Below are 12405 nucleotides of genomic sequence, written 5' to 3'. Positions count from 1 at the left end.
GCGCGGCCGGGGCGCGGCGAGGTGAGCGGGGCGCCCGGTGGCGGAGCACCGCGGTCCCGGTGGGCGTGGCGCAGGGCCGGTGGCGCTCGGTGAGCGGGCGCCGAGTCCTCCACAGGCTCGGTGTCGTGCGTCGTCCCCAGGCGGCGGCGCGCGCTCCGGGAGCGTGTCGGCGGCGGGTCGTAGCGTGGCTCACATGGCCGATGACGTGCAGGAACGCAACGCACCCGACCTCGACGGCGGCGACGCCGACGCGGTCGCCGGTGGCGCGGTTCCGGGCGACGGCCTCGGGGAGCGGCTGGACGCGATGCCCGCCGGGGCGGCCCTGCTGGCCGAGCTGGAGGGCCTCGACCTGGGCGCGCTGCCGTCCTACGAGCTGCCCGAGGTCGTCGTCCAGGCCCGGCGGATCGCCGCGCACGCACACGCTCTCGAGACCGCCGCGGCCGCCGCGCTGGCGCGGCACCCCGACCTACGGCACCCCGGCCTGGCAGCGGTGTGCCGGTCGCTGCCCGAGGGCACCGCGTTCGTGCACGCCGACATCGCCGCCGCCGACCTGTCCGCGCGGCTCCTGGTCCCGCCGGCCGAGGCCCAGATGCTCATCCGTGAGGGCCGCTCCTACGCCGGTGCCCTGGCCGACACCGGTGCCGCCCTGGCCGACGGGCGGATCGAGCCGGCCAAGGCCCGCGCGATCGTGCAGGGCGCCGGGGACGAGCCCGCGCACGTCGCAGCCGCCGTCGAGGCCGAGGTGCTGCCGCGCGTGGCGGGTCGCTCGGTGAAGCAGGTCCGCGCCGACGTCGCCCGGGCGCTGAACCGGGTCGACCCGGAGGGAGTCGCCGACCGGCACCGGGCCGCTCGCGACTGCCGGGTGGTCTCCCGGCCGCGGATCCTGCAGGACGGGATGGCAGGTCTGTGGGCCGTGCTCCCGGCGGCCGAGGCCGTGCGCGTCGACGGCATGCTCGACGCCCTCGCCCGACGGTCCCGCGAGGCCGGGGACGCGCGGACGCTGGACCAGCTCCGGGCGGACGAGCTCGTCGACCGGCTGCTGGGCCGGTCCCAGCACGTCGTGGCACCTGACGGCACCGTGCTGCCGTCCCAGCGCGGCTGGGCCTACGAGGACCCGGACGCCTGCGGAGCGCCGGCCGGCGCTGCGGGGGTGGCCGCGCTCACAGGGGTCGCGCCGCCGAACGGTGAGGAGTGGGAGGGCGACGCGAGGGAGGGCGCACCGACGGTGACCGCCCCGACGGAGGCCGCCCCGGTGGCGGCCGCCCCGGCCCACCCCGGGCACGTGTGCCCGAGCGGCCCGCGGACCGTCGTGCACGTCACCCTGGCGCTGTCGACGCTCCTGGGCGCCGACGACGAGCCCGGCGAACTCGCCGGGTACGGCCCGATCGACGCCCAGCAGGCCCGCGCGATGGCCCTGGACCTCGGATCCACCTGGCAACGCATCGTCACCGACCCGCTGTCCGGGACCGTCCTGGACGTCGGACGCACCACCTACCGGCCACCGGCCGCCCTGGCCGACCACGTCCGGCACCGCGACAAGTACTGCACCGCACCGGGCTGCCCCGTGCCCGCCGCCCGGTGCGACCTCGACCACACAGTGGAGTACCACCCGCCGGCCGACGGCTCACCGCCCCGACCGCTCGGGTCGACGTGCGCCCACAACCTGGGGCCGCTGTGCCGCACCCACCACCGGCTCAAGACCGCCGGCATCCTGCGCGTGTGCCAACCCACCGCCGGCGAGTTCCTCTGGCGCACCCCCACCGGCCACGCCTTCCGCGTCAGACCCGGCACCGAGGAACCGACCATCCACCTGACCGGACGGCCGCATCCTCCAGCACCGCCGCCGTACTAGGAACGACCCGAGCAGCACCCGCGCCGAGCAGCATGGTCGGCGCTGGGCGGCCCCGACGCGCCCGGTGGGCGCCTCCGTAGCCGCCCAGCAGGATCAGGCCAGCGTGCCCGCAGCCAGCCGGACGTCCTCGGTCGTCCGCAGCGCAGCGCGCAGCACGGCCCGCAACCCCTCCGCTGCCGCCTCCACGCCCAGCGATGCCGCGCCGACGTGCACCTGCTCGGGCAACCTCGGCACGTGCACGAAGCCGCCGCGCGCCCCCGGGGCGCGTCCTGCAGCGAGCTGGTCGGCCAGGGCGTAGGCGATCGTGTTGCAGACGAACGTACCGGCGCTGTTCGAGACCTCGCCCGGGACGCCCGCCTCGCGCAGCGCCGCCAGGCAGGCTTTGACCGGCAGGGTCGAGAAGTACGCCGCGTCGCCACCGGGGACCACGGGCACGTCGACGGGCTCAGCGCCGTCCTCGTCGGCGATGCGGGCGTCCTGGACGTTCACGGCCACGCGCTCCACCGACACGGCCGACCGTCCGCCTGCCTCGCCGACGGCGACGACGAGGTCCGGCCGGACGTCGAGCAGGAGCTCCGCCAGGCGCCGCGGGGCGCGCGCGAAGGAGACGGGCAGGAGAGCCGTGACGAGGGCTGCCCCCTCGGCGGTCTGGTCCCACGACTCCGCGACCTCGCGCACAGCGGCCCAGGAGGCGTTGACCTCCTGCTGCTCGAACGGCTCGAAGCCGGTGAGCAGCACGGTCGGCACCGCCCCGCCGCCCGCGCCCCGGTTCGCTCCCGCCAGGCGATCCGGCATCGTCCCGTCGTCGGTCTGCTCGGCGCCTCCGATCACGGGGCGTCCACCTCCTGCTCGTCGTGGCGCTCGGCGGCGAGTCGGTCCCACAGCGCGTCGACCTGCTGCTGCAGGTCCTCGGGAGCGCCGGAGCCGTCGAGGACGACGTCGGCGACGGCGAGGCGCTCGTCGTCCGTGGCCTGGGCGGCGATGCGGCGCTCGGCCTCGTCCCGCTCGAAACCCCGGGTCCGGACGAGTCGCTCGACGCGCAGGACGGCCGGGGTGTGCACGAGGACGACGAGGTGGAACGCGTCGGCGCGCCCCGTCTCGACGAGCAGCGGCACGTCGTGCACGACGACGGCGCCGGGATCGGCGGTCGCGGCGGCGGCCTCCCGCTCGGCCGCGAGCCGGCGCACGACGGGGTGCACGATGCCGTTGAGGCGTTCGCGCGCTTCGGCGTCGGCGAAGACCACCGCGCCGAGCGCGGGCCGGTCGAGGGTGCCGTCGGACAGGAGGACGCCGTCGCCGAACGCCTCGGCGACAGCCGCCAGCCCGGCGGATCCCGGCGCGACGGCGTCGCGGGACAGCAGGTCGTAGTCGATGAGGACGGCGCCCCGCGCGGCGAGGCGCTCGGCCGCGACCGACTTGCCGGCCGCGATCCCCCCGGTCAGTCCGATGCGCTGCATCGCCCCATCGTGCCGTGCCGGGGCGCAGGACCGCACCTCACCGGTCGCGCGCGGCCCCACGCCGCCGGAGCTCCCGGGTGTTGTCCACGAGGATCCAGCCCGCCGCGGCGACCTGCAGGCACGCGATGACCAGGGACAGGGTCCGCCCGTCCTGCACGGCGAAGACGGCGAGGACCACCCCGCAGGCGGCGAGGATCGCCGCGGCCACGAGGGAGGTCCGGAGTCGGCTGGTCGAGGCGTCGGCACTCCGCATGCCCCGACCCTGCCAGACCCGCCCGCCCCGCCGCAGGCCTTCGGCGGACGGGGTCAGCCGCGAGTCACCGGACGGTGTGCCCCGTGGCGCGCAGGTGGTCCTTGACCTGGCCGACGGTGAGCTGCCCGAAGTGGAACACGCTGGCCGCGAGCACCGCGTCGGCCCCGGCGTCGGCGGCGGCGGCGAAGTGCTCGACGACCCCCGCCCCGCCGGAGGCGATGAGCGGGATGCGCACCTCGCGCCGGACGTCGCGCAGCATGTCGAGGTCGAAGCCCGCCTCGGTGCCGTCGGCGTCCATGGAGTTGAGCAGGATCTCCCCGGCGCCGAGATCGGCGGCCCGCACTGCCCAGGCGACGGCGTCGATGCCGGTCCCCCGGCGGCCGCCGTGGGTGGTGACCTCGTAGCCGGAGTCGGTGCGGGTGTCGCCGGTGACGCGCCGGGCGTCGACGGAGAGGGTGAGGACCTGGCTGCCGAACCGGTGGGCGATCTCGGCGATGAGCTCGGGCCGGGCGATGGCCGCGGTGTTGACGCCGACCTTGTCGGCGCCGGCGCGCAGGAGCTTGTCGACGTCGTCGGCGGACCGGACGCCGCCGCCGACGGTGAGGGGCACGAAGACCTCCTCGGCGGTGCGGCGGACGACGTCGTAGGTGGTCTCGCGGTCCCCGGACGACGCGGAGACGTCGAGGAAGGTGACCTCGTCGGCGCCCTCGGCGTCGTACCGGCGCGCGAGCTCGACGGGGTCGCCGGCGTCACGCAGGTTCGCGAAGTTGACGCCCTTGACCACTCGGCCGGCGTCGACGTCGAGGCACGGGATGACCCGGAGGGCGACGGACACGCTCACTCCCCTTCCGGCGCGTCGGTGGCGCCCGTGTCGTCGCCGTCGGCCGCGGGGGCACGGGTGGCGAGGAGGTCGATGACGAAGACGATGGTCTGCCCCTGGAGCTCCTCGCTCTGGGTGGCGCCGAGGGCGTAGGACGGCGGGACGACGACCATGACCTGGCTGCCGACGGTCTGCTCGACGAGGGCCTCGGACCAGGCGGGGACGTCGTCGAGCGGGAAGGTGTTGGGGCTGCCGTTGGTCCAGGTGGAGTCGAAGGCCTCGCCGGTGGACCACACGAAGCCGGTGTACTGGACGGTGATGACGTCGCCCTCGGCGACCTGCGCGCCGGTGCCGCGCAGGAGCGGCTGGACGACGAGGTCGGACGGCGGCTCGGTGCCGGTGGGCGCGAGGGACGGGGCACCGTCGTCGTCGAGGGTGACGGCGGGCATGCCCTCGCGGGGGGCGACGGGCTCGCCGGCGGCGCGGATGGGCAGGACGTCGAGCACGGTCACGGTCGGGTAGGACGAGGCGCTGGCGTCGGAGGCGGGGCTCAGCTGGAGGAGGCGCGCGCCGACCTTCTGGCCGGAGAGGGTGGCGTACAGGTCCTTGCCGAGGTCCTCCTCGGTGAGGAGCCGCGGGGTCGGGCTGGAGGTGTACGACTCCTTGACGAGGGAGGCGTCGGCGGCGTCCTCGAGCCAGAAGTCGAGCAGGACGGGTCGCCCCTCGACGAGATCGGGCCCGGTGCCGGGCCAGACGACCTCGTGGCTCGGCTCGGTGATGCTGAGCGGGGTGCGGTAGGTGACGGTGGGTGCGGTGCCGGCGTCGCCGGTCACGACGACCTCCGGCGGTTCCGGTTCCTGCGCGGAGCAGGCCGCGAGCAGCAGCATCGCCGCGGCGGCGCAGGCGGCCACGAGTCGTCGCACGTCGTTCCTTCCGAGGGTCCTGCAAGGTGCGCGCCCACTGTACGGGTCCCGGCACCACCCTCCGGACGCCCCCTCGGTCGGGTCCGGTGAAGACCCGGCGGGGCCGCGGTCACATGGACTCGATGAGCCGCTCCACCCGGTCGTCGACGTTGCGGAAGGGGTCTTTGCACAGGACGGTGCGCTGGGCCTGGTCGTTGAGCTTGAGGTGCACCCAGTCGACGGTGTAGTCGCGCCGGGCCTCCTGGGCGGCCTGGACGAACTCGCCGCGGAGCTTGGCGCGGGTGGTCTGCGGAGGCACGGAGGTGGCCTCGAAGACCTCGACGTCGGTGGTGACGCGCTCGACGAGCCCGCGCTGGGCGAGCAGGTTGTACAGGCCCTCGGTGCGGGAGATGTCGTGGTACGCGAGGTCCATGCGGGCGACGCGGACGTCGGACAGGTCGAGGCCGTGCTTGGCGCGGTACCGCTCGATGAGCCGGTACTTGATGACCCAGTCGAGCTCGCGCTCGACGAGGGACAGGTCGCCGGTGCGCAGGGCGCGCAGGCCCCGCTCCCAGAGCTCGAGCACCTGCTTGACCTCGGGGGTGGCGTCGGTCTCCGCGGTGACCCAGTCCTGGACGCGGCCGAGGTACTCCTCCTGGAGGTCGACGGCGGTGACGGTGCGCCCGCTCACTAGGGTCACGGGGTGCATGCCGGTGACGTCGTGGCTGATCTCGCGGATGGCCCGGATGGGGTTCTCGAGGGTGAGGTCGCGCATCGGCAGCCCGGCCTCGACGAGCCGCAGGACGAGGTCGGTGGAGCCGACCTTGAGCATGGTGGTCGTCTCGGACATGGACGAGTCGCCGACGATGACGTGCAGCCGGCGGTAGTGCTCGGCGTCGGCGTGCGGCTCGTCGCGGGTGTTGATGATGGGCCGGGACCGGGTGGTGGCGGAGGAGACGGACTCCCAGATGTGGTCGGCGCGCTGGGACAGGCAGAAGACCGCGCCGCGCGGGGTGGCGAGGACCTTGCCGGCGCCGGTGAGGATCTGCCGGGTGATGAGGAAGGGCACGAGGACGTCGGACAGCCGGGAGAAGTCGCCCTGCCGGCGGACGAGGTAGTTCTCGTGGCAGCCGTAGGAGTTGCCGGCGGAGTCGGTGTTGTTCTTGAACAGGTGGATCCGCCCGGAGAGACCCTCGTGCTCGAGCCGCTGCTGGGCGTCGGCGACGAGGCCCTCGAGGATCCGCTCCCCCGCGCGGTCGTGGGTGACGAGCTGGCGCCAGTCGTCGCACTCGGCGGTGGCGTACTCGGGGTGGGAGCCGACGTCGAGGTACAGGCGGGAGCCGTTGCGCAGGAAGACGTTCGACGAGCGGCCCCACGCGACGACCTTGCGGAACAGGTAGCGCGCGACCTCGTCGGCGGACAGACCGCGGCCGTCCTCGGCGGCGCAGGTGACGCCGTACTCGGTCTCCAGGCCGAAGATGCGTCGGTCCATGGGCTGGCTCCTCAGGGCAGGTCGGGTGCTGCGGCCGAGCCCAGCAGGTCCTCGAGGACCACGCCGGACAGGCGCCGGAACGCGCGGCGCGGGCGCGTGCGGTCGAGGACCGCGACCTCGAGCTGGGCGGCGGGGATGACGCGGCGGTCGTCCTCGTCGGCCCCGTCGGCGGGCGCACCGAGCACCCGGACGGCGAGCTGGAGCACGGCGGCGAGGGGCATGCCGGGCGTCCAGGCGCCGGCGACCTCCTCGCGCAGGCGCTCGGCCTGCCCGCCCATGACGACGAACCCGCGCTCGTCGGCGACGGAGCCGTCGTAGGACAGCCGGTAGATCTGGTCGGTCGCGGCGTCGACGCCGACCTCGGCGACGACGATCTCGACCTCGAGCGGCTTGGACTCGGTGGTGAAGACGGTACCGAGGGTCTGGGCGTACGCGTTGGCGAGGCCACGGGCGTTGACGTCGCGCCGGTCGTAGGAGTAGCCGCGCAGGTCGGCGTACCGGACGCCGGCGACGCGCAGGTTCTCGAACTCGTTGTACTTGCCGACGGCGGCGAACGCGATGCGGTCGTAGATCTCGGAGACCTTGTGCAGCGCGCGGGACGGGTTCTCGGTGGCGAAGGCGATGCCGTCCTCGTAGGCCAGGACGACGACGGAGCGGCCGCGGGCGATGCCCTTGCGCGCGTAGTCGGCCCGGTCCTTCATCAGCTGCTCGGGCGAGACGTAGAACGGCATGCTCATCGCGTCGGCTCCTCCTCTGCCCGGGCGCGGGCGTGCTGCTCTGCGCGGTCGGCCAGGACGCGGGCCACCACCTCGCCGAGGTCGTCCTGCGGCACCCGGAGGTAGCCGGCGGCGGTGACGGTGGCGACGACGGGCCAGATCCGCCGGGACGTGTCGGGACCACCGGTGGCGGAGTCGTCGTCGGCGGCGTCGACGAGCGCCTCGACGGCGACGCGCACGGCGTCGTCGGCGTCGAGCCCGGGCCGCCAGAGCTTCTTGAGGGAGCCGCGGGCGAACACGGAGCCCGAGCCGACGCTGTGGTGCTGGTGCTCCTCGTACCGGCCGCCGGTGACGTCGTAGGAGAAGATCCGCCCGGCGCCCCGGTCGAGGTCGTAGCCGGCGAACAGCGGGACGACGGCGAGGCCCTGCAGGGCGAGGCCGAGGTTGCCGCGGATCATGGTGGCGAGCCGGTTGGCCTTGCCGTCGAGGGAGAGCAGGGTGCCCTCGATCTTCTCGTAGTGCTCGAGCTCGAGCTGGAACAGCCGGACGAGCTCGACGGCGAGCCCCGCGGTGCCGGCGATGCCGACGGCGGAGTAGTCGTCGGCGGGGAACACCTTCTCGATGTCCCGGGAGGCGATCTGCGAGCCCATGGTGGCGCGCCGGTCGCCGGCCATGACGACGCCGCCCGCGAAGGACAGCGCGACGATGGTGGTCGCGTGCGGGGCGCTCGTGCCGGGGCTCACGTCACCGACGGGCAGCGGGGTGCGCCGCCCGGGCAGCAGGTCCGGGGCGTGCTGGGCGAGGAAGTCGACGAAGGAGGACGACCCGGGGGTGGTGAACGCCCCGGGCAGCCGCCCCGCCGGGATCAGCGGGTCCGTCGGCACGCGTCACTGCCCGCCCTTCTGCACGAACCCGCGCACGAACTGCTCGGCGTTGGTCTCGAGGACGTCGTCGATCTCCTCGAGGAGGGCGTCGACCTCGGCGTCGCGCTGCTGCGCGGCGGCGGTCACCTGCTCGACGTCGGGCCCGTCGACCGGCTCGTCGTCCTCGCGACGGTCCCGAGCGCGCTCCTGACCAGCCATGTGCACCTCCGGCGGTAGTCGGGCACGGGCCGCGCGCGCTGGGCGTGCGACCCGCAGTGCCACCACCCTAGGCCCTGGTCGGCGCGCATTCCCGTGGGGGCCGGGCGCGTCGCGGCGCCGCGCGCCGCGGCAGGTCAGGAACCGAGGGCCGCCAGGAGGCTCGCGACGTCCGGGGAGGTCTCGAGCAGGGTCTCGACGTGGGCCCGTGTGCCGCGCAGCGGGTCCCGCATGGGCACGCGCTGGAGGGTGGGCGCGCCGGGGACGTCGAAGACGACGGAGTCCCAGCTGGCCGCGGAGACGTGGGCGCCGAACCGGGCGATGGTGCGGCCGCGGAAGTACGCGCGGGTGTCCTCGGGCGGGGCGGTGACGGCGGCGCGCACGGCCTCGTCGGTGACGAGGCGCTCGACGGCGCCGGCGTCGACGAGCCGGTGGTAGAGCCCGCGCTCGGGGCGCACGTCGGACCACTGGAGGTCGACGGCGGCGAGGCGCGGGTGGTCCCAGTCGAGGTGGTCGCGGCGGCGCAGGCCCTCGAGGAGCCGCATCTTGGCGAGCCACTCGACCTCGCGGGCGCACGACGCCGGGTCGGTGGCGAGCCGGTCGAGCAGGGAGCCCCACCGGGCGAGGACGTCGGCGGTCTGCGCGTCGGGGCCGTCGCCGCCGACGGCGGCGCGACCGAGGGCGGTCCGCACGGCGGCCAGGTACTCCTGCTGGACCTCGATCGCGGTGAGCAGCCGACCGTCGGCGAGGTGCAGCCTCCGGGTCAGGGTGAGGTCGTGGCTGACGGCGTGGACGGAGCCCACGGGGTCGGCCAGGGCGAGGCGGTCGAGGGTGCGGCCGAGGTCGGCGGCGGAGCCGTCGGCGATGCGCTCGATCAGCCACAGGACGAGGGAGGTCGTGCCGAGCTTGAGGTAGGTCGGGACCTCGAGCTGGTTGGCGTCGCCGATGATGACGTGCAGCCGCCGCCACTTGTCGGGGTCGGCGTGCGGCTCGTCGCGGGTGTTGACGATGGGGCGGCGCAGGGTGGTCTCGAGGCCGACCTCCGCCTCCATGTAGTCGGCGCGCTGGGAGAGCTGGAAGCCGGCCTCCTCGCCGCGCTGGCCGATGCCGACGCGGCCGGCGCCGGTGAAGACCTGCCGGGTGACGAGGAACGGGGTGAGCCGCGCGGCCAGGTCGACGAAGGGGACGGACCGTTCGACGAGGAAGTTCTCGTGGGTGCCGTAGGTGGCGCCCTTGCCGTCGACGTTGTTCTTGTACAGCGCGACGTCGGGCAGGGCCGGGGTGGACGCCAGCGCGCGGACGGAGGCGAGCATGACGAGCTCCCCCGCGCGGTCCCACCGGACGGCGTCCAGGGGGTTGGTGACCTCGGGCGAGGAGTACTCGGGGTGCGCGTGGTCGACGTACAGCCGGGCGCCGTTGGTGAGGATGACGTTGGCCGCGCCCGGGTCCTCGTACTCCTCGACGAGCGACCGGGCGACCTCCTGCGGGCCGTCGGCCGAGGTGCCGGGGGCGGCGCCGTCGGGTGCGGCACCGTCACCGGAGGGGGCCGGGCGGGCGGGGTCGTCGGTGAGCAGGGACGGGTGCGCGGCGGCCCGCTGCAGGTGGAAGCCGCGGGCGTCCTGCAGGGGGTCCTCGTCGTCGTAGTCCCACCGGGCCTTGGCGCGACCGCCCTGGCGGGCCGCGGCGTGCACGGCGACGACGTGGCTGGACAGCAGCATCGGGTTGGCGGTCGGGCGGCCGGGCTGCAGCACGCCGTACTCGGTCTCGATCCCCATCACGCGGCGCACGGTCACGCGGCCCACCCTATGTCGGGGCCGGTGGTCGGCGACGCCGCGCGCGGGTGGATCCCTCCGCACCCCCACGCCCGGGCGTGTCCGTGCGGAGGGATCCACCCGCGGCTCCGGTCGGGTCAGCCGTTGCCGCCCGGCCGGCCGCCGCTCTGGCCGCCGGCGCCCTGCCCGCCACCCGGCTGGCCGCCGCCGCCCATCCCGGCCGTGTGCTCGCCCGCGGTGACGGTGAGCACCTCGGTCGCAGCCGCGGCGTCGCCCGACGCGGTGTAGCCGTCGACCGCGTCGCCGGTCGCGGTGGCACCCGAGACGACGGTGTACTGCTCCCCCGCCGTGAGGCCGGCGGCCGAGACGACGAGCGAGATGATCGGCTTCGTCGGCGTGAAGGTCGCGACGACGGTGCCGTCGGCGTCGACCACCGCGAGGGTGGTGCCCGCGGCCTGCGCGCTGTCGAACGTCGCGGACACCCAGCCCTGCCCGTCGGTGCCCGGCGCCATGGCCATGCCGGAGGAGCCCGCGGCGACGAGGGTGCCGCCGGTGACGGACGGGGTGCTGTCGGCGTCGATCGCGCCGTTGCCGTCGTTCGTCGGCCCGTTCACGACGACGGTGCCGCCGGACATCGTGAGGGTGCCGTTGGCGTCCAGGCCGTCGCCACCCGCGTCGACCGCGACGGTGCCGCCGGTGATCGTGAGGCTGGCGGTCCCCGCGGACTCGCCGCCGGGTCCGGCCCAGTCGCCCTGGGCGTCCTCGGTGGAGCCCGTGGCGCTGCTCGCGGCGTTGATCCCGTCGTCCGAGGCCACGACGGTGATGTCCCCGCCGGCGAGGGTGATCGCCTCGGCCTCCAGGCCCTCGTACGAGGTGCGCACGTCGACCGAGCCGCCGGTGACGTCGAGGGCCGCGTCGGCGTGCACGCCGTCGTCGCCGCTGGACAGGGTCAGGTCCCCGTCGGTGATCGACACGATGCCGTTGGAGTGCACGGCGTCGTCCGAGGAGTCGACGGTGACCGTGCCGCCGCCGACGACGACGCTCGCCGAGCCCTTGACGCCCTTGGTGGAGGTGTCGTCGGTCGGCTCGGTGCCGCTGCCGCCGCCCGCGGTGACGTCGAGGGTGCCGCCGGTGACCACGACATCGGTCTCGGCGTCGACGCCGTCGCCGTCGGCCGCGACGGTCAGGTCGCCGCCGGAGAGGACGACGAACCCCTCGGACGCGTCGCTGTCGTCGTCCGACTTCAGGCCGTCGCCCCCCGCGGTGACGTCGAGGGTGCCGCCGGAGACGACGAGGTAGTCCTTGCCGCGGATGCCGTCGTCCACGGCGTCGACGGTGATCCGCCCGGACTCGATCACCAGGCCGTCCTTCGACGCGATGCCGTCGTTCGCGTTGCCGGTGACGGTGAGCGCGCCGCCCCCGGTGATCGTGAGGTCCGCGGTGCTGAAGAGGGCGGCGTTCGGCGCGTCCTCGGCATCGGCGTCGGCGTAGGTCGCGGCGTCGGTCAGCGCGTTGCTGGAGCCGTCGGCCAGCTCGACCACCGCGGAGCCCGCGCTGCTGATCACGAGCGGGCTGCCGGTGGACGAGGTGAGGTCCGCGCCGTCCAGCACGAGGTGCACGACGGCGTCGCCGGCGTCGACGACGACCTGGCCGTCGTCGAGGGTGCCGGTGACCGTGTAGGTGCCGCCGGCGGTGATCGTGACGACGGACCCGTCGACCGTGACGCCCTCGGCGTCGGACGTGGCGGTGCCGCCGTCGAGCGTGATCGTGCCGGTGGCGGTGCCGGCGTCCGCGATCTCGTGCACGTCCGCGTTCGCGGCGAGCACCTCCTCTGCGGTGGCCCCCGCGGCGACGTCGGTGACGGTGGTGCTGGTCGTGCCGGCGGCCTCGGACGAGCCGGAGCCCGTGCCGGCCACGGCGTCGGCGGTGCAGCCGGTGAGCAGCAGGCTGAGCAGGACGGCGGGGGCTGCGAGGGCGGTGATCACGTGGCGGGGTCGGCGCACGGTGGGCTCCTGGGTGGGGATCGGGGTCGTGGTGGTGGTCGTGGGTCGCGAGGGTCGGC

12 protein-coding genes are annotated in these 12405 nt (G+C 75.1%); 1 reads left to right on the top strand and 11 read right to left on the bottom strand.

All coding sequences use genetic code 11. The features are described from left to right. Nucleotides 1–193 precede the first annotated feature (193 nt). On the top strand, nucleotides 194–1852 hold the full coding sequence (locus tag FKM96_RS19385) for an HNH endonuclease signature motif containing protein (protein ID WP_147796622.1): 1659 nt from the start codon (nucleotides 194–196) through the stop codon (nucleotides 1850–1852). Nucleotides 1853–1945: 93 nt separating this feature from the next. Here the strand turns inward: FKM96_RS19385 and pcp are convergent, their stop codons facing one another. The 11 genes from pcp to FKM96_RS19330 form a co-directional block, all read right to left on the bottom strand. Continuing rightward, on the bottom strand, nucleotides 1946–2683 hold the full coding sequence (gene pcp, locus FKM96_RS19380; protein ID WP_246855088.1) for a pyroglutamyl-peptidase I: 738 nt from the start codon (nucleotides 2681–2683) through the stop codon (nucleotides 1946–1948). Then, nucleotides 2680–3309, bottom strand: coding sequence for a dephospho-CoA kinase (gene coaE / locus FKM96_RS19375; RefSeq protein WP_147796621.1), 630 nt, complete (start codon nucleotides 3307–3309; stop codon nucleotides 2680–2682). The genes pcp and coaE overlap by 4 nt, the downstream gene beginning before the upstream one ends. 37 nt (nucleotides 3310–3346) lie before the next feature. Then, on the bottom strand, nucleotides 3347–3562 hold the full coding sequence (locus FKM96_RS19370; protein ID WP_147796620.1) for a hypothetical protein: 216 nt from the start codon (nucleotides 3560–3562) through the stop codon (nucleotides 3347–3349). A 64-nt stretch (nucleotides 3563–3626) separates the two neighbouring features. Then, nucleotides 3627–4397, bottom strand: coding sequence for an imidazole glycerol phosphate synthase subunit HisF (gene hisF / locus FKM96_RS19365; RefSeq protein WP_147796619.1), 771 nt, complete (start codon nucleotides 4395–4397; stop codon nucleotides 3627–3629). A gap of 2 nt (nucleotides 4398–4399) precedes the next feature. Continuing rightward, complete coding sequence (locus FKM96_RS19360; protein WP_147796618.1) at nucleotides 4400–5305, bottom strand: FKBP-type peptidyl-prolyl cis-trans isomerase; 906 nt, start codon at nucleotides 5303–5305, stop codon at nucleotides 4400–4402. Between the two features lie 109 nt (nucleotides 5306–5414). Continuing rightward, the gene (pafA, locus tag FKM96_RS19355) at nucleotides 5415–6776 is read right to left on the bottom strand and encodes a Pup--protein ligase (protein WP_147796617.1); all 1362 of its coding nucleotides are present in this window, start codon (nucleotides 6774–6776) and stop codon (nucleotides 5415–5417) included. An 11-nt stretch (nucleotides 6777–6787) separates the two neighbouring features. Next, the gene (prcA, locus tag FKM96_RS19350; RefSeq protein WP_147796616.1) at nucleotides 6788–7513 is read right to left on the bottom strand and encodes a proteasome subunit alpha; all 726 of its coding nucleotides are present in this window, start codon (nucleotides 7511–7513) and stop codon (nucleotides 6788–6790) included. Beyond that, complete coding sequence (gene prcB, locus FKM96_RS19345; protein ID WP_371300455.1) at nucleotides 7510–8376, bottom strand: proteasome subunit beta; 867 nt, start codon at nucleotides 8374–8376, stop codon at nucleotides 7510–7512. The genes prcA and prcB overlap by 4 nt, the downstream gene beginning before the upstream one ends. Nucleotides 8377–8379: 3 nt before the next feature. Further along, a complete protein-coding gene (locus tag FKM96_RS19340) occupies nucleotides 8380–8574 on the bottom strand; it encodes a ubiquitin-like protein Pup (protein ID WP_147796615.1) in 195 nt (64 codons plus the stop codon). Nucleotides 8575–8708: 134 nt separating this feature from the next. After that, nucleotides 8709–10364, bottom strand: a complete 1656-nt coding sequence (gene dop / locus FKM96_RS19335) for a depupylase/deamidase Dop (protein WP_147796614.1) — start codon at nucleotides 10362–10364, stop codon at nucleotides 8709–8711. Nucleotides 10365–10480: 116 nt separating this feature from the next. Then, nucleotides 10481–12346, bottom strand: a complete 1866-nt coding sequence (locus tag FKM96_RS19330; RefSeq protein WP_210417312.1) for a carbohydrate-binding domain-containing protein — start codon at nucleotides 12344–12346, stop codon at nucleotides 10481–10483. Between the last annotated feature and the right edge of the window lie 59 nt (nucleotides 12347–12405).

The organism is Cellulomonas sp. Y8, assembly GCF_008033115.1.
GTDB lineage: Bacteria > Actinomycetota > Actinomycetes > Actinomycetales > Cellulomonadaceae > Cellulomonas.
The sequence above is the reverse complement of the archived record's forward strand: the minus strand, read 5'-3'. Positions and strand labels throughout refer to the sequence as shown.